Source organism: [Flexibacter] sp. ATCC 35208, from assembly GCF_001975825.1.
In the GTDB taxonomy this organism is placed as follows: domain Bacteria; phylum Bacteroidota; class Bacteroidia; order Chitinophagales; family Chitinophagaceae; genus Chitinophaga.
Window position 1 is genome coordinate 12,263 of the sequence record NZ_MTKN01000082.1, and the last position, 18,497, is coordinate 30,759.

An 18,497-nucleotide genomic window follows, 5' to 3' on the forward strand; every position below is an offset into this window, starting at 1 on the left:
CAACCATGAAAAATAACTATATAGTGAAAGCTGCACTGGCCACATTGCTGATCTTTGGCAGCTGTACAAAACTGGATGAAACAGTATACGACAAGGTAGATGCTGACCAGTTCCTCACAAGAAGAGATGATGTGATCAGAGATTTTCTTCGTCCATTTGAACATGCGTATTGGAGCATTCAGGGAAATGATATCTATGCCGCCGGCGAGAACGCTACCGACGAAATAGGAACATACAACCGTCAGGGTGACTGGCAGGATGGTAACTACTACCAACGCATGCACTACCATACATGGACTACGCAGGATGGCTTTACAAGTGGCGCCTGGACTGCTTTTTACCAGGGTATCGTATTGGCCACCAACTCCCTGCAGGATATGGAAAGTATTACTGACCCTGCTAAACTCAATATTACTGCTACCGAACTTGCAGATTTTAAAGCAGAACTCAGAACACTGAGAGCCTGGTTTTACCTGCGTGCATTTGATTTCTATCGCAACATTGAAATCATCACCGATGTAAAACATACCACTACCGGCAATAAACAATCCACACCAGCCGAAACCTTCGCTTACATCGAGTCCGAATTAAAAGCTGCCATCCCTGATCTGCCTAAAAGAGCAGACTTAGGCAGCAACGGTATTGGCCGCTGGACACAGGCAGGAGCAGCAGCATTGCTGGTACGCCTCTACCTGAATGCACAGGCATATATCAACACAGATAGGTATACTGATTGCGCCACCGTAGCACAGGATATCATTGATGGTAAATATGGTGCCTATGCACTGGATACCCGTTGGGATGCGCCGTTTGATTATACAAACAGCACGGTCAATTCAGAAACTATTTACGGTTTCCCCTGTACACTATCACGTACCCACTGGCAATACGATGGCGGTATGTACTTTTGGAGTCTCACATACGATGCAGCTCCTTTGTATTGTAAGTTTACTGATTTTGGTCAGTCAAATCCAAGATTTGCATTACAACCTGGCAGAGATGTAGACAGTGTGGAATATCCATTTGCACTGGGAAAACCATTTGTAAAATTCCAACACTACCCTGACGATTATCGGCTTAAATTGTACAAGAACCTGGGCAACAGCACCCGTGAAGGTATGTTCCTCTTCGGTTACCTGCCTTTCGAACGTTCTGTGAATGGTGCAACAGTGCCAGATACGGTTCGTGGTAACAAAGGATCTTACCCCTTATTTATCCGCGACCAGGTAGGTTGGTTCCTCGATGCAAAACCAGGTACAGTCATTGCTGACAAAGAATCCAACATGAATCATGCGGATCATAATTCAGGCATATTTATGTTGAAATATCCGATGTATCCTACTCCTGATGCCAACCGTATTACATCCGCCTATGCAGAAGTACGTTTGTCAGAAATCTATTATTCACTTGCTGAATGCAAATACAGGGCTGGAGATAAGGCTAGTGCTGCCGTGTTACTGAATGCCGTTCGCAAACGTAACTATCCTGAAGGTTCTACAAGTCTGTATAAAACCGATGGTAGTCAGCTAACCGATCAGGAGATGCTGGATGAATGGGGTCGTGAATTCCTGGGAGAGAACCGTCGTCGTACAGACCTGGTTCGCTGGGGCGTATTTAACACCGGCACCTGGTGGGACAAACAACCTGATGCCGACAATCATACAGCCATCTTCCCTATCGGAAAAGATATCATGGGAGCCAACCCACAACTCGTGCAGAATCCCGGTTATGAATGATTATTAATAAACAATACAATAGATGATTCAAGTTTCAAAATGTTTCCTGTTCTTCCTGGGTGTCATGTGCTGGGGTGCGGTGAATGCGCAAAAGATCCCTATCCGGCAGTCAGGTCTGGTGGGCAATTCTATTGCTGAATTTATTCCGGAAGGCTTTGATCCATCGAAAACACCTTCATTAATACTGCAACGTGAGCCGGCGATAAAAGGTAAGGTGCCTGCTAACTGGAAAGTAGTACCTGAATTTAATGGAACAGGTGCAAGTGTTAAGCTGGATGAAGAAATCAGTTTATATGGTGGTGGAGAAGTAACAGGACCGCTGCTGAGAAACGGTCAGACAATCAAACTCTGGAATACCGACAATGGTGCATATGGTACGGATAGTGGCAAGCGACTATACCAGGCACACCCATGGGTAATTGGTGTAAGAAAAGACGGTTCTGCATTCGGCGTGCTCTTTGAAAGTCAGTGGAAATCTACAATGACCACCCACTCAGACAAGGTATCTTTTATTACAGAAGGCGGTACACGCTTCCGGGTATTTGTGATCGATCGCTCCTCTCCGCAGGAAGTAGTGAAAGGATTGGCAGAATTAACAGGCACCATGGAAATGCCGCCAAGATGGGCATTGGGCTATCAGCAATGCAGGTTCTCTTACCTCACGGAACAACGGGTAAGAGAGATTGCCGATACCTTCCGGCTCAAAAAAATTCCTTGTGATGCGATCTGGATGGATATTGATTATATGGAAGGCTTCAGGATTTTCACCTTTAATAAAAAGAATTTCCCGGATCCGAAACAGCTCAATGCCGATCTGCATGCAAAGAACTTTCATTCCATCTTTATGATAGATCCCGGTGTGAAAGCTGATCCTGCTTATTCCGTATACCAGTCTGGTACAGCGCAGGATGTATGGGTGAAAGATAGCACCGGAAAAGAATATCATGGCAAAGTATGGCCAGGTGATTGTGCCTTCCCTGATTTCACGATTCCCCGTACACGGCAGTGGTGGTCCGGGTTGTACCGCAACTTCATGGCCAATGGTATAGATGGTATCTGGAATGATATGAACGAACCCGCTGTGATGGATGGAAACCTGGGTACCATGCCATACAATACGCCACATCGTGGGGGTGGTACATTACCCGCAGGCCCACACCTGTTATATCACAATGCTTATGGCAGACTGATGGTACAGGCTACCCGCGAAGGTGTGATGGCAGCCAACCCGGATAAGCGTCCTTTCATACTCACACGTGCAAATTTACTGGGTGGACAACGCTATGCTGCCACCTGGACGGGTGATAACCTGGCAGATGCACGGTTTATGAAAGTATCAGTTCCTATGTCCATTACATTGGGTTTATCAGGACAGCCTTTCAGCGGACCGGATATCGGAGGTTTCCTGGAAAATACTTCTAAAGAATTATGGGCAGACTGGATTGGATTTGGTGCGCTGTTGCCATTTGCAAGAGGCCATGCCTGTGAAGGAACGAATAACAAAGAACCATGGGCGTTTGGCCCGGATATCGAAAAGACATCCCGCATTGCACTGGAACGCAGGTATCGGTTATTACCTTATCTCTATACGTTGTTTTACAAGGCACATCAGACAGGATCACCCATTATGCAGCCTGTCTTCTTTGACGATCCGGCAGATGCAAGGTTGAGAGCAGAAGAACAGGCATTCCTGTTAGGAGAAGATCTGCTGGTCATCCCTTCATTTGCACAGAACCCTGCATTGCCAAAAGGTAACTGGGAACAGTTGCAATTGATTGACGGAGATAGTCAGGATGCACATCAGGCAAGATTAATGCTCAAAAGCGGTCGTATTCTTCCTGTAGGGAAAGCAATACAGCATACAAATGATAATTCATTAGAGGAACTGACATTGTTTATTTCTCTGGATGGTGCAGGCAAGGCGAAGGGAGAATTGTACTGGGATGCTGGTGAAGGCTGGGGTTTTAAGAAGGGAGAATATTGCCAGTTAACTTTTCAGGCGAAAGAGGAAAAGGGAGTGACTAAAATTAGTCTGGCTTCAAGGAATGGGAAGTATGATATAGACAAAGAGATCCATCATATAAATGCAATCGTCATAAAAAATGGGGAGCGCTATCAGGGAGTGATTACACTCAAAGGCGGGGAGATAAAAACGAATTGATTATGGTTTGAATCAGGTCCACATCAAAAGGCATCGACGCTTGTCGGTGCCTTTTCACTCGCGAAATTTTTCGAAAATTACAGTCGTGGAGACCTCGCGATGGCGACCGTTATGCCCCGTGTAAATCAGCTGGATGCCTCGGAAAATATTGTCTTTTACTTTATCAACCTGGGCTTTTTCAATCCTACCTTTTATACTAACAAATTTTTTGCCGATGCAATACTGAATGCCGTAAACCTAAACCGGGCAAGGTTTTGCCAGTTCTTTCAGCCGAGTGACAAAGGAGGGGCCAGCATACAATTACTGGAATCTGACATACTGAGAAAATACAAATGCGAAAACTGCCCGAACTAATTCATCAATATTATTGATGACATTTTTTATACGAAATTTGTTTTTTATAAAATTAATTACATATCTTTGCCGTCCCAACGGAAAAAGCCGGTGGTATAAAACAAACGCGGAAGTAGCTCATTTGGTAGAGCACGACCTTGCCAAGGTCGGGGTGGCCGGTTCGAGCCCGGTCTTCCGCTCAAAAATAAAGGGTGTATCGATAATTCGATATACCCTTTTTTCATTTAGGCACCTGTCAGAAATTTCCCGTTGTTTATCACGGTACATACCAACAATGCAATTTTTGCTAATAAATGTAAACAATTGTTAACCCACTTGCATATGCGGGAATGTTTTCTAACATTGCGATTATGAAGAAAAACCTGATAAAAAGTGCCTTCGTATTAATGACACTTTGCGGCCTGGCGCAAGGTGCAAAAAGTCAGGACAAAACACACCCAAATGTCATTGTCATTTACACTGATGATCAGGGTACATTGGACCTGAATATTTACGGTGCAAAAGATCTTGCCACCCCCAACCTGGATGCACTCGCTGCCACAGGCACCCGTTTCACCAGCTTTTATTCCGCCTCTCCTATTTGTTCACCATCACGTGCTTCGCTGTTGACCGGCCGTTATCCTCAACGGGCAGGTCTGGCTGGCAATGCCAGCAGTAGCCATGGCGAAGAAGGCATGCCGGGTAGCCAGTTTACCATGGCAGAATTGTTTAAAAAAGGGGGATATAAAACCGCGCATATCGGTAAATGGCACCTGGGGTATGCCACTGAAAGCATGCCGAATCAACAGGGATTCGATTATTCGTTCGGGTTTATGGGTGGTTGCATCGATAGCTACTCTCATTACTTTTACTGGAATGGGCCGAATAGACATGACCTGTGGCGCAATGGTACGGAGATATGGGAACCGGGGCAATACTTCCCTGACCTGATGGTGGCCGAAGCAGGTAAATTCCTCGAAGACAACAAGAACACCCCATTCTTTATGTACTTCGCCATCAATATGCCACACTACCCTTTGCAGGGAGAAACCAAATGGCTGGAATACTACAAAGACCTCTCCAATCCAAGAAGGATGTATGCCGCTTCCATCTCTACCATGGATGAAAAAATCGGCCTGTTGTTGAAAAAAGTAGATGACCTTGGACTGAGAGAGAATACCATCATTGTATTCCAGTCAGATCAGGGGCATTCGCAGGAAGATCGCACCTTTGGTGGTGGTGGATATGCAGGACCTTACAGAGGTTCAAAATTCAGTGTATTTGAAGGTGGCGTGCGGGTGCCGGCTATCATCAGCTGGCCGGGGCATATACCTGTAAATACGGTACGTAATCAGTTTGCTGCAAACATTGACTGGTTCCCTACACTGGCAGAATACTGTCATCTTACATTGCCATCCAATAAATTAGATGGTCTGAGCATCGTAAAGGTCATCGCAGGCGCAAATCAGAATTCCCCTCATAAAATCTTCTTCTGGCAAAGCCAGGGAACCAAAACCGATCCTCAATGGGCAGTGAGAGAAGGCGACTGGAAACTGCTGCATAGCCCCTTTCAGGGGAAAGAAAATGAAAAGCTGATGCTGGTGAATATGAAGACAGACAGTTCAGAAACGACCAATGTGGCGGCACAACATCCTGAAATTGTACGTAGCCTGCAAGCGAAGTACGATGCATGGATCAAAGAAGTAGAACAACAGTAATGATCATATTCGTACAGACTGTTATGTTTTCGCACAGGCACTATCCAAACTACCTTCCATATTAAATCATTGCCTTACCTAATTAAATACAAATAATATCTAATATCTGTACCTTTGCTTCCTATTTAATATCCCTATGCTAACAACTAAAGAGAACACCACACCTCTCTCTGAGGAGGCTATTATCAAAATTAAAGAGTTCCGCTACGACTTCTGGAAATTCTTCCTGGGCACCTTCATCATCGGAGTAGCCGGCATTATCACCACCTGTATTTATAAAGGCTATGAGCTAAAGATCTCTTCCCGCCAAACGGAGAATGAATACCTGAACTCCTACATCACTCAATACAATAACCTGTATACCTCCGACTCTCTCGGTAAATACGACAAGATCGCCGAGATGTTCGAAGTACTGTCTATCGCCACCACCGATGCTGATATGCAACAGCGATGGGATTCACTAAGACGTTATTTTCAGGGAAAGATCCAGTTGATCACTGATTCTATCGGCAGGTACAAAGATTCTGTTGCGGTGGCGTCTATCAAGGTAGATAGCTTTAAACAGGTGCAGCAGGACCTGGAAGTAAAGATCAATACCCTCTCCAAAACGAAGTCAGAAGGGAATAATGAAAAGATCGTAAAACTACAGGTACAACAGGAACAGTTGAGAGACAGTGTTTCGACCAGGCAATTACAACTCAACAGGTTTGCAAATATCAAACTGAATGCGGAGAAGTATGCCCAGGAACGCATGATCCATCCGCCTACGTCCCTACCTGCTGCTGAAAAGAATTATGAAATTGTATATGACCTGGATCGATATACTGCACTGGGTAATACAAGTGAGATCATTGAAGGGATTGCAGTGAAGATAAATAGTATCAATGAGCAGACAGGTGCTATTTCAGTAACGGTGGATAAGAATGATCACAATGCACAGACACTGGAATTGAAACCCGGAAGTAGTACGCCTATGCTGACGTTCGGAGATGATACCTTCCAGGTGAAGATTACGATGAAGAGTTGTGAGGCACACATTATGCCCGGAAAGAAAGTAGCGAAGTACCAGATTATTGTACAGAAGCTGAAAGCGTAATTACCATGAACGCATATTAGCCGGATACCAGATTATTATATAAAAACTGAAAGCCTGTCACACAAAGGCTAAAGCCACAACCTTTCACACAAAAGCTACAACCATCAATACCATAAATGCATCAATACTCCCTTGGTGCATTTACTCCTTCTCCTCCTCCAATTTAAATTGCATCGCCTTATCCGCTTCATCCTCCAACTTAAACTGCATCGCCTCAGCCCCCATCTTATCAGCCTCTTCTTCCAACCCCGCATCATCATTCACCGGCACCCCAGCCTTCATCTGCATGGTAGCCTCTACCCTGCCCTGCTTCTGCTGTGCTACATGCCACGCCTCATGTGGCAAATGCCTTTCCTGCCCGGGTGCAATATGAATATCAGTTCCCTGTGCATAAGCATGGGCCTGCAACTGTGCAGGCTCTGAAGAGTTATAATGCACATTCACATCATCCATAGAAATACCAGATAGATTTTCTACCCCTGCCTTCAGGTTATCGGGTAAACCAGTATTATTTTCTTTTAGCTGAAAAGGCTGCACCGCCTCGCGGGATATACCAGATGAACCCTGGCGATCTTCTGTAACAGTAGGATTGTGATGCGTTATTTGAGGTTCGTATGCCATATAAAAAGAATGTAAAGTAATGTACTAAAAATTCTCTGAATTCCATAATAACATATACTACTATAGGGTATTCTTCACTTCAAAAAAAATTACTAATTTAATAAAAACATTACTGATCAGTGCGAAAGAACCCATTTGTTGTAATTTCCAACCAATTTCTTGTATAATCTATTGTTAATGAATTTGTGGCATCCTATATGCTGCCAATTCCCCAAATAGGAATTATGGAATCACATGCCGTTAAGATCATCGAAATCCTCGATGTTACACACGATGTAAAATGCTTCAGACTGGAAAAGCCCACAGGATACAACTTCGTCCCGGGACAAGCTACTGAGATCTCCCTTTCCATCCCCGGCTGGGAAGAAGAACGCCGACCGTTCACCTTCACTGCACTGAACGAAGCACCCTACCTGGAATTCACCATTAAGGGATATCCGGATCATGATGGTGTCACAAAACGCCTGCATGAGCTAAAACCAGGAGACACAATTAATATACACGATGTATGGGGCGCTATCTCCTACAAAGGTCCCGGTTACTTTATCGCCGGTGGTGCTGGTATCACTCCTTTCATCGCCATCCTGCGACAACTGTACAAGGATCAAAAAATAACCGATAATTATCTTTTCTTTTCGAACAAAACAGCCGCTGATATCATTTATGAATCAGAGCTGAACCAGATCCTTGGCAAAAACATCCGTCACACCCTGACGAAAGAAAAGAAAGATGGCTTTGACAACAGGAAGATAGACGCCAGCTACTTAAAAGAACAGATCAAAGATTTCAATAAACACTTTTATGTATGCGGTCCTGACCAGATGGTAAAAGACATCAGTGCCGCACTGGAAGAACTGGGCGCCCAGACAGATGCCGTCGTATTTGAAAAATAATGACGCCCTTTTTTACCAACCTGTAGATAAACTACACATACACTCACTCACAATTAATTAATTTTATGACTGACACTTCAGCAACAGTAAAGTCTACCTCCATAGACGCTCTTTCTGTTAATACCATTCGCTTTTTATCCATTGATGCTGTTCAAAAAGCCAATTCCGGCCACCCCGGCCTGCCATTAGGCGCCGCACCTATGGCGTATGTATTATTTAACCGTATCATGCGTTACAATTCCAGTGACCCGAAATGGTTTAACAGGGATAGATTTGTACTCTCTGCAGGACATGGTTCTGCTTTATTATACAGCATGCTTCACCTCACCGGCTATGACCTTTCGCTCGATGACCTGAAACATTTCAGACAGATCGGTTCTAAAACACCCGGTCACCCTGAAAGCATGCTTACCCCTGGTATTGAAGTGACCACAGGTCCATTAGGACAAGGCCTCGGCAATGCCATCGGTATTGCGATGGCCGAAGCACACCTCGCCGCTAAGTATAACCGGCCTGATCATAAAATTATAGATCACTTTACCTACGTAATCGCCAGCGATGGTGATATGATGGAAGGGGTGGCCTCTGAAGCTTCCTCTCTGGCAGGCCACCTGAAATTAGGCAAGCTCATATGTCTGTATGATGATAACAAGATCTCACTGGATGGTCCTACCAGCCTCGCCTTCACCGAAGATGTGCTGAAAAGATATGAAGCATACGACTGGCATGTGCAAATCGTTGAAGATGGAAATGACCTGAATGCCATCGAAGCTGCTGTGCAAAAAGCACAACAGGTCACTGACAAACCTTCTATCATCGCCGTACGTACTATCATTGGTTATGGTAGCCCGCTGGCAGATTCCAATAAAGTACATGGTAGCGCCATGGGCGAAGAAAACGTGCGCAAAACAAAAGAGTTCTATGGCGCAGACCCCGACAAACAATTCTATGTGCCTGCCGAAGTAAAAGAGCACATGCTGCTCCGCACTAAAGAAGGAGCAAAACTCCAACAGGAATGGAACAAACAATTCGATGCATATAAAGCCGCTTTCCCTGCCGAAGGAAAAGAACTGGGGTTAAGCTCCCATGATGAATTACCGGAAGGATGGCAAAAGAGCCTGCCTGTGTTCACAGAAAAAGACGGCGCATTGGCTACCCGCCAGGCGCATGGCAAGGCGCTGCTGGCCTTAAAAAAGGTCATTCCTTACATTTTTGGAGGTAGTGCCGACCTTGCTTCTTCCAATGACATGCCGCTGGATTCAAAACTGAGTTTCCAGCCTGATCATTATGAGGAAACAAACATCTGGTTTGGTGTTCGTGAACATGGAATGGGATCTATCCTGAACGGAATGGCGGCACACAAAGGTGTTCGTGTATATGGCGGTACCTTCCTCACCTTCTCCGATTATATGAAAGGCTCCATTCGTTTAGCTGCTTTAACAAAAGCACCTGTCATTTATGTTTTCACCCACGACAGCGTTGGCCTTGGTGAAGATGGTCCTACCCACCAGCCTGTCGAACAGGTAGCTGCACTGCGTGTAGTGCCCAATCTCGTGACTATCCGTCCCGGTGACGCGAATGAAACGGTACAGGCATGGCGACTGGCACTGGAAAGAAAAGAAGGCCCTGTTGCGCTGATCTTAAGCCGTCAGAAATTACCGGTATTGGATCAGTCAAAATTCCCTTCTGCCGAAAATGTGAAGAAAGGCGCTTATGTACTGCAGGATAATGGGGAGGAATTACAACTGATTTTGATCGCTACCGGCTCTGAAGTGTCTCTGGCACTGGCTGCTCAGGAACAACTCAGTAAAGAAGGTATAAGCAGCAGAGTTGTAAGCATGCCTTCATGGGAACTGTTCGAAGAACAGGATGCCGCTTACAAAGAAAGTGTACTGCCTAAAAAATTAGTAAAAAGAATATCTATCGAAGCCCTCACACCTTTTGGATGGGATAAATACGTGGGTACGGAAGGAAAAGTGTTAGGCATCAATCGCTTTGGTGAATCCGGACCGGGAGAAGAAGTGCTGAAAGAACTGGGATTCTCTGTTGAGAATGTGGTCGCTGAAGCAAAGAAACTGATCGGTTAATGGCAAGCATATGAAAAAGGGAAGGCGCCTCATGGCTGCCTTCCCTTAATTTATTTAACCACATACTTCACCTCCGCCTTTTTTTCAAAATCGTAAAGCGTCAGCTTACACATTGTGAAATATGGGAAGGCCCGGATGTAATATAAATTTACAATTTCATAACTTACAACCTATATTCCAATCTGTACTTTTGCAGTATATGGATGGGGCCAAAACAGAAATATCTTTACTCCATGATCTTGCCAGCGGAAGTTTTGCTGCTTTTGAAATATTGTATCATCAGTACAAGCAGGCTGTATATGCGAATATATATAAGATGATAAAGCAGCCGGCAGCAGCAGAAGATATCTTACAGGAAGTATTCCTGGCTCTCTGGCAGAACCGGGAAAAGATTCATCAGGATAAATCTGCAGGGGGATGGCTTTTTGTGGTGAGTTATAATAAGGCAGCTACTTATCTTAAACAGCAATTAAAATCGGCTATAATACTGGATGAATATCCTGAAAACCTTCCGCAGGAGGAACAGGATGATGATGAGCTTTACAATTTACAGCTTTCTATAGTAGAAGATGCCATCAACCATTTACCCGCCCGTAAGAAAGAAGTATTTCGTTTATGCCGCCTGGAAGGCAGGCCCTATGAAGAAGTAGCAGAAATAGTAGGTATCTCAGTGCCATCTGTAAAAGACTACCTGAAACAGTCCACACGTTTTATTAAAAGTTATGTACAGGACGAATATACTACCGCCAGAAGTCTTACTTCCTTATCCCTGCTGATTATTTTCCTCGAAAATTACTGAGTTAACAATCTGGTAACATTAGAATCATCCCCTTTTATCCTCTCCGGGAGTATTTACTATTGAATGGAAGATATCCAACATCTAATAGAAAGATTCTGGGCAGGTAAGCTTACCGCCGTAGAAAAAAAACAATTGTTCGAGTATATGAACAGTGATGAAACTGCGTGGAAAGAATATATGGAGCAGGCATATACCGACAATCATGAAGAACTGCTAAGTGAGCCGGCAGGAGAAAGAGTATTACAGGGAATACGTGAGCACCTGATAGTCCCTAAGAAGGTAGGCATTATAACTATGTGGAGCCGTTGGGCAGCAGCGGCGATGATTATTATTATAGCAGGATGGGGATTCTTTTATGTAAATAGGGATACTCATTTGCCCGTGAAGCAGACAGCATCTGTAGCGCAATTATTGAAGTACAGTAATACCGGCAGACATATGAAGGCACTCTCACTATCAGATGGTACTGAAGTGCAGTTACAACCAGGCAGTACACTTCGCTATTATCCATTATTTGATAGCCTGGAACGTAATATATTGTTAGAGGGAACTGCGTTGTTTAAAGTAGCAAAAGATAATAAACGTCCTTTCAGTGTTACCGCGAAAGGATTTACTACTACAGCTTTAGGAACAGTTTTTTCTGTAAGTACTTCACAGCCGGATAAACTGTTAGTAAAGCTACTGGAAGGAAAGGTAGTTGTAAAGGCCGCAAGGGGCAGTGATCTTGTAATGAAAGAAATGTATTTAACACCAGGACAGGAATTCGTTGTTAACACGGTACTGAAACAATTTCATGTTGATAATACGATACTGCCCAAAGACGTACATGCAAGAGAGCATATCATTATCATGTCATTTAATAAATCGAAGTTGCAGGAGGTATTTGCTCAACTGGGCAGCTATTATCATGTACAGTTTGATTTAGATACTGCAGCAATAGAAGGATTGTCATTCACAGGAAAATTTGAAAAGTCAGACTCCCTGCAGGTGGTATTAGCAGCCATATGCAATATGAATGATCTTACATTCAGTAAAGAGGGAAGGAAAATAATCATCAGCAAACCACAGTAAATCCGGATTTATAAGCATACTGTAACCGCTTCATGGGCGGAACAGAATACCTATTGTCAAAATTATAAAAGAAAAAAATGCAACATCACAGGTTTTTTCGACATTTTATAACACTCTGTCTATTATTAATGAGTCTTAGCGTACAGGCACAGCAAACTGCCAGGATCAAGGGAATGGTGGTGAATGAAAAAGGAGAGAGTATGCCTGGCGTTACTGTTCAGATGAATGAAACCGGCAGTAAGGATATCAAAGCTACTATGACCAATGAGAAAGGGATTTATACATTTGATCATTTAACAGTAGGTAGTAAATACGATTTTATTTTCACTGCTGTTGGGTATGCAAAATATATTTCCAATGCTTATCTGATCAATGACAGTGATAATAACTCCTTACTGGTAAGAATGAGTATTGCTACAAAAGCATTGGGAGATGTAGTGGTGATTGGTTACGGGCAACAATCAAGGGCTAGAGTAACCGGCGCTATCTCTCAAGTGAAGTCGAAAGAACTCAGTAGATATAACGGGAGTAGCTTTGCGCAGCAACTGGCAGGTAAGGCGGCTGGTGTAGTTATCAATGATGCATCCGCACAACCAGGTACAGATCCCCAGATAGTAATCCGTGGTATAGGTACATTAACGGCAGGAAGAAGTCCGTTAATAGTAGTAGATGGATTTCCATTATCAGAAGGATCTTCTTTTAATTCCATCAATCCACAGGATATTGAATCAGTAGATATCCTGAAAGATCCTGCTTCCGCTGCCATCTATGGTTCCAGGGCCGCTAACGGCGTGATCTTAGTAACAACAAAAAAAGGAAAAGCAGATCAGTTTAAAGTATCATTGGATGTATATGCCGGTACACAGCAAAGAGCAGATCGTGTTAAATATGCAGATGCTTATGAAGCGGCTACCTTTTTTACAGAGGCAAGAGACTGGGGATATGTGTCAAAAAATCCGGCTAACAGAAGCATTAACGACGACAGGGCTACACGTATTGCAAAAGGTGGTAGTTTGCGGGAACTACGCCTGAATTACCTGGATCCCTACCTGGCAAAACAACCAGGGCTTACTAATACTAACTGGCAGGATGAGGTATTCAGAGATGCGCAGATGAGCAGTTACAACCTGGCTATCTCCGGTGGATCTTCAAAGACAAATTATTATGTGGCGGGTAATTATTTAAATCAGCAGGGAATTGTAATCAGTAACGGATTAAAACGCTATAGTGGTACCATCAAACTGGATACTAAATTATCTGACCGTTTTGATATGGGGGTAAGCATCAATCCTTCCTGGAATTCACAAAATTACTTTGATAATAACACTAACTGGTCTAATGATCCGATAGCTGATATCTACATTATGTATCCGTTTTTCAGTCCGCGTAATGCAGACGGATCATTAGCTATTAGTAAACAGATTATCGCCAATACACCTGAAGATGGTGCATTGGGAGAAAATGCAGTAGCACTGGCTACAAAGATTAAGAATAAGAGAGATTTTTTCAGAACATTTGGTAATGGATATCTTTCATATAAATTACTGGATGGGCTGAAACTAAAAACAATGGTGGGTGCAGATGTTGTCAGTAATCTGTTCGACTTTTATAATCCCTCCGATATAGGACAATACAGAGGTGCTGCACCTAAACCAGCAAGTGCGATAGAGACAAGAAACATGAATGTGAATTACCTCTGGGAAAATACACTGAATTATTCAAAAGGCTGGGGATCTCATAACCTGGATGTACTGGCAGGTTATACTTTCCAGAAAGAAACAGGATCAACTACCATTGTAACAGGTTCAGGTATTGCAGATAATAATATTACTAACATAGGAGGTGCTAGTGCATTTACGGCAGTCGCAACCCGTTATACATGGGTACAGATTTCCTACCTGGCCCGCGCACAGTATGCTTACCGGGATAAATACCTTTTATCTGCCACAATAAGAAGGGATGGTTCTTCCCGTTTTGGTGATGACAGAAAATGGGGAAATTTCCCCTCTGTAACAGCAGGCTGGATATTGAGTAGGGAACGATTTTTCCCGCAATCAAATGTACTGACCTTTACCAAACTGCGTGCTACATATGGGCAATCCGGTAATAACCAGATAGGATCATACAGCTCAAAAGCACTTGTAAACGCTTCTAATTACGTATACGGTAATACACTCGGAGCTGGGTTTGCAGCCACTACTACTCCCAATCCTAATCTATCCTGGGAAACAAAGACATCCACCAACCTGGGTATTGATCTGGGCTTATGGAATCATTTTAATATTACAGCAGACTATTATAGTGCTATTACAAAAGATCTGCTGCTGAATGTACCCGTTCCAGATGCTTCCGGCTTCAGTAACTCTATACAAAACCTTGGGAAGGTTAAAAACTCAGGTTTTGAAGTGGAGTTATCTGGCACAGAGATAGGCCTGGGACCGGTAAAATGGAGCTTTAGCGGAAACCTTGCTACTAACAGGAATGAAGTAATGGCATTGGCGCCAGGTCAGCAACAGATTATTTCAGGCGCTGAAAGTAATTTCCTTACAAGAGTAGGCGGACCAATAGCTGAATTATATGGATATAAAGTAACGGGCGTGTATAAGACACAGGCAGATATCGATAACACCCCTCACATGACAGGCACACTTACAGGAGACTATAAAGTGGAAGATATTAATCATGATGGCAAGATTGATACAAATGACCGTATGGGGTTTGGTACCTACAATCCTAAATTCACCTATGGGTTCTCAAATAATTTCTCTTATAAGGGACTTGAATTGAGTGTTGCTTTTCAGGGAGTTCAGGGTAGAAAGATATATGACAGGCAGATAGCTTTGTTTGATGAAGCAGGAGAAGGATTTTCTGTACCTAGTAAATATTATTATGATAACCGTTATCATCCTGTTGATAATCCTAACGGATTCTTAGCCCAGCCTAATCTTGGTAATTTATCCAGCAACAGGAAGTTGACACGCGCATCCAATATGTTCTTTAAGAAAGCAGATTATCTGCGACTGCGCAATATTCAGCTGGCATATAACCTGCCGGCAGCATGGACTTACAGGGTAAAAATGTCTGCTGTAAGAGTATATGTTACCGCCAACAATCTATTCACTATTACCGATTTCAGAGGCTACAATCCGGATGCAACGTCTACAGACAATGTATTAACTAATGGATTGTCAATGGCCAATTATCCTGTAGCAAAATCATTCATCGCAGGCTTTAACGTCACCTTTTAATTACTTATCATGAAGAAGATCAGCTTTATTATATTATTGTTCTTATGCAGTTCCTGTACGAAGGAATTATTTCAGAACCCTTCTACTGACAAAGAGTCAGGAAGTTTTCTAAGTACCGAAACAGAGGTAGAGGAGTATGTGAATGCAGTATATGCCAACTTACAGTTCAACGGGTTATATGGCCTGTATATGCCTGCGCTTACAGAGATCCCTTCTGATAATACTTTTGATGAAGTACCTGCCAATGATGATGGTATTTACGGACAATTGGACCAGTTTACCCTGATCCCTTCCAATGCTATTATTACGGCTGCCTGGCAGGACTCTTACAAGGCTATCCAGAAGGCTAATGTAGTACTGAACCGTATTGATAATATTCCATATGCAATACCTGCTACTAAAGAAGCCCGTAAAGGAGAAATGAAGTTCATTCGTGCATTGCTCTATTTTAACCTGGTAAGATTATATGGAAATGTACCTTTAGCACTGAAAGAAACAACAGATCCTAATGTATATTTCGGACAGGGTCGCACTCCGGCAGCAGATGTATATATTCAGATAAAAAAAGATCTTACAGAAGCAATTGATGAACTGCCGGTTTCTTCCACACAGCCAGGGAAAGTAATCAAAACGGCTGCACAGTCATTACTGGGGAAAGTATACCTGACACTGAAAGAATATACCAATGCGGAAACAGTGCTGATGGCAGTCGTTAACTCAGGTAAACACCACCTGATAACAAATCCGGCAGATGTTTTCAGTATCAGTAATGAGAACAATGCAGAGATTATATTTGCAGTGCAGTTTGCATCGGGGATAAATGGAAATACCGAAGGAAGTACGATGTTTCAGCAGTTTAGCCCTTCCGGTACTCAGTCAGGAGCAAAAGGACACAATCTGCCAACAAAAAGTTTATACAATCTATATACCGCTACTGATAAAAGAAAAGGAACATATATTGATGTTACTGCTTCAGGAGTACCTTATTGTAAAAAACTTTCTTTGCCAGTGACTGTTATTACAGATGGAGGCAGTGATGTGGTTGTATTACGCTATGCCGATGTATTGCTGATGCTGGCAGAAACAGAGAATGAACTGGAGAAAACCGCTGCCGCTATCTCTTATCTGGACTCCATCAGAACAAGGGCGGGCCTTACTGCCACCAATGCTCTCACGCAGGTCGATGTAAGGAGCACCATAGACCTGGAAAGAAGACTTGAACTGGTAGGAGAAGGGCAACGCTGGTTCGATCTGGTACGCACAGGTACTGCCATAGCAGTAATGAATAAATGGTTTAGTGATAATGGCATACTGACCACGATTGACGCACATAATCTTTTAATGCCTGTACCACAGGGACAAATAAACACAGATCCTACAGTGAAACAAAATGAAGGTTATAATTAATCATATGAAACAACTGCTCACTTTTTTATTATTGTTATCTGCACTGTCGGGCAAGTCACAGGTGAATGCTATTATCAGTGAATTTAAGAACCCGGCAGGGAAAGAAGTACTGGTAGCCGCTCATAGAGGAGACTGGCGCGATGCTCCGGAGAATTCTGTTGCAGCTATTAAACTGGCCATCGCAATAGGCGTGGATATAGTAGAATTAGATGTACAGAAAACCGCAGATGGTCAGCTAATCATTATGCACGATGAGAAAATAGACAGAACCACTACCGGTAAGGGAAAAGTGGGAGATTTTACACTCGACTCCCTGAAGAAACTGTATTTAAGAAACGGATGCGGTGTTCCTACTCAACACAGGATTCCTACACTGGAAGAAGCAATGCTGGCTGTAAAAGGAAAAGTAATGGTGAACCTGGATAAATCTTACAGGTATATCAATGAATGTTATGTAGTACTTGAAAAAACAGGTACTGTTGAACAAGCTATTTTTAAAGGAGATGCACTGGCAGCTAAAGTGAAAGATGATTACGCTGCTGTATTGAAAAAGATATATTACATGTCTATTGTATCACTGGATGATGCAGAAGCATTCAACACCATCCACGACGCAATAACACAGATAAAACCAACCGCTTTTGAATTGCTATTTAAAAGAGATACTTCTGCTGTTTTATCCCATCTGAAAGAAATCAAACAATCAAGATTATGGGTAAATGCCTTATGGCCTAGCCTGAATGGCGGTCATTACGATGATATGGCTTTTGATGATGGCAATATAAAAGATAGCTGGCAATGGCTGCTGGATAAAGGCTTTAATATTATTCAAACAGACAGACCTGCTTTATTACTCGCCTATTTAAGAAAAAAGGGACTACATAAGTAATCTTCGAATTATCCAACTATTAGTTGAAAATCTCTTTATTCCTCCATCATTACAGATATACCTTTGTTTTGATAGAAAGCCTCAGACCCCTCGTCTGAGGCTTTCTACATTATTTAATTATAAATTCATTGTTATGTATTTCCAATTTTAATTTTGTGAGAACCTTATGGAGGTAAATTAAAAAGATAATCATAAAATTGTATAAAAAAAGTGCAGAAAATGCACGTAAATTCTATACCAGGCCTCATGGCTTGAGGGTTACACTACAATCAACACGTCCATAAATCTTCTCTCAGTAAGTAGGACACAGTATAGGCGACAAACAAACTTTTAAAAATTTCGCCGAACAAATTCTACGCTACAGTATCAATGTTGGGTCGGATCCTGGTCTTTACTTCAATTAAACATACAATAATTCTATGAAGTTGTTTACACTTT

Annotated in this window: 12 protein-coding genes and 1 tRNA gene; 12 read left to right on the forward strand and 1 reads right to left on the reverse strand. The window is 42.9% G+C overall.

The annotated features are described in order from the left end of the window. Positions 1-5: 5 nt before the first annotated feature. From BW716_RS31005 to BW716_RS31030, 5 genes are all read left to right on the forward strand, one after another. On the forward strand, positions 6-1,736 hold the full coding sequence (locus tag BW716_RS31005; RefSeq protein WP_083729935.1) for a RagB/SusD family nutrient uptake outer membrane protein: 1,731 nt from the start codon (positions 6-8) through the stop codon (positions 1,734-1,736). 22 nt (positions 1,737-1,758) lie between these two features. Then, positions 1,759-3,897, forward strand: coding sequence for a TIM-barrel domain-containing protein (locus tag BW716_RS31010; RefSeq protein WP_083729936.1), 2,139 nt, complete (start codon positions 1,759-1,761; stop codon positions 3,895-3,897). Positions 3,898-4,357: 460 nt separating this feature from the next. Beyond that, a tRNA-Gly gene (locus BW716_RS31020) sits at positions 4,358-4,430 on the forward strand. A gap of 171 nt (positions 4,431-4,601) precedes the next feature. Next, positions 4,602-5,948 carry a sulfatase-like hydrolase/transferase gene (locus BW716_RS31025; protein ID WP_083729947.1) on the forward strand — a complete coding sequence of 449 codons (1,347 nt, stop codon included), beginning with the start codon at positions 4,602-4,604 and terminating at the stop codon, positions 5,946-5,948. A 136-nt stretch (positions 5,949-6,084) separates the two neighbouring features. Continuing rightward, positions 6,085-7,044 (forward strand): hypothetical protein, encoded by a 960-nt coding sequence (locus BW716_RS31030; protein ID WP_083729938.1) that lies wholly within the window; start codon positions 6,085-6,087, stop codon positions 7,042-7,044. Between the two features lie 141 nt (positions 7,045-7,185). On the opposite strand, the gene BW716_RS31035 is transcribed toward BW716_RS31030, so the two are convergent. Further along, positions 7,186-7,665: a DUF4157 domain-containing protein gene (locus BW716_RS31035; protein WP_083729939.1), complete on the reverse strand. Its 480-nt coding sequence runs from the start codon at positions 7,663-7,665 to the stop codon at positions 7,186-7,188. A 224-nt stretch (positions 7,666-7,889) separates the two neighbouring features. On the opposite strand from BW716_RS31035, the gene BW716_RS31040 reads away from it, so the two are divergent. The 7 genes from BW716_RS31040 to BW716_RS31070 all read left to right on the forward strand — a co-directional run bounded on the left by BW716_RS31040 (position 7,890) and on the right by BW716_RS31070 (position 18,059). Then, positions 7,890-8,558 carry an FAD-binding oxidoreductase gene (locus BW716_RS31040; RefSeq protein ID WP_083729948.1) on the forward strand — a complete coding sequence of 223 codons (669 nt, stop codon included), beginning with the start codon at positions 7,890-7,892 and terminating at the stop codon, positions 8,556-8,558. Positions 8,559-8,623: 65 nt separating this feature from the next. After that, entirely contained in the window at positions 8,624-10,645 is a 2,022-nt protein-coding gene (gene tkt, locus BW716_RS31045) for a transketolase (RefSeq protein ID WP_083729940.1), read from the forward strand. Between the two features lie 199 nt (positions 10,646-10,844). Continuing rightward, entirely contained in the window at positions 10,845-11,444 is a 600-nt protein-coding gene (locus tag BW716_RS31050) for an RNA polymerase sigma factor (protein WP_179091353.1), read from the forward strand. Positions 11,445-11,507: 63 nt separating this feature from the next. Then, positions 11,508-12,515: a FecR family protein gene (locus BW716_RS31055; protein WP_083729942.1), complete on the forward strand. Its 1,008-nt coding sequence runs from the start codon at positions 11,508-11,510 to the stop codon at positions 12,513-12,515. A 128-nt stretch (positions 12,516-12,643) separates the two neighbouring features. After that, entirely contained in the window at positions 12,644-15,763 is a 3,120-nt protein-coding gene (locus BW716_RS31060) for a TonB-dependent receptor (RefSeq protein WP_179091354.1), read from the forward strand. Positions 15,764-15,772: 9 nt separating this feature from the next. Further along, positions 15,773-17,170: a RagB/SusD family nutrient uptake outer membrane protein gene (locus tag BW716_RS31065; protein ID WP_083729944.1), complete on the forward strand. Its 1,398-nt coding sequence runs from the start codon at positions 15,773-15,775 to the stop codon at positions 17,168-17,170. 4 nt (positions 17,171-17,174) lie between these two features. Beyond that, positions 17,175-18,059, forward strand: a complete 885-nt coding sequence (locus tag BW716_RS31070) for a glycerophosphodiester phosphodiesterase family protein (protein WP_083729945.1) — start codon at positions 17,175-17,177, stop codon at positions 18,057-18,059. Positions 18,060-18,497: the final 438 nt, after the last annotated feature.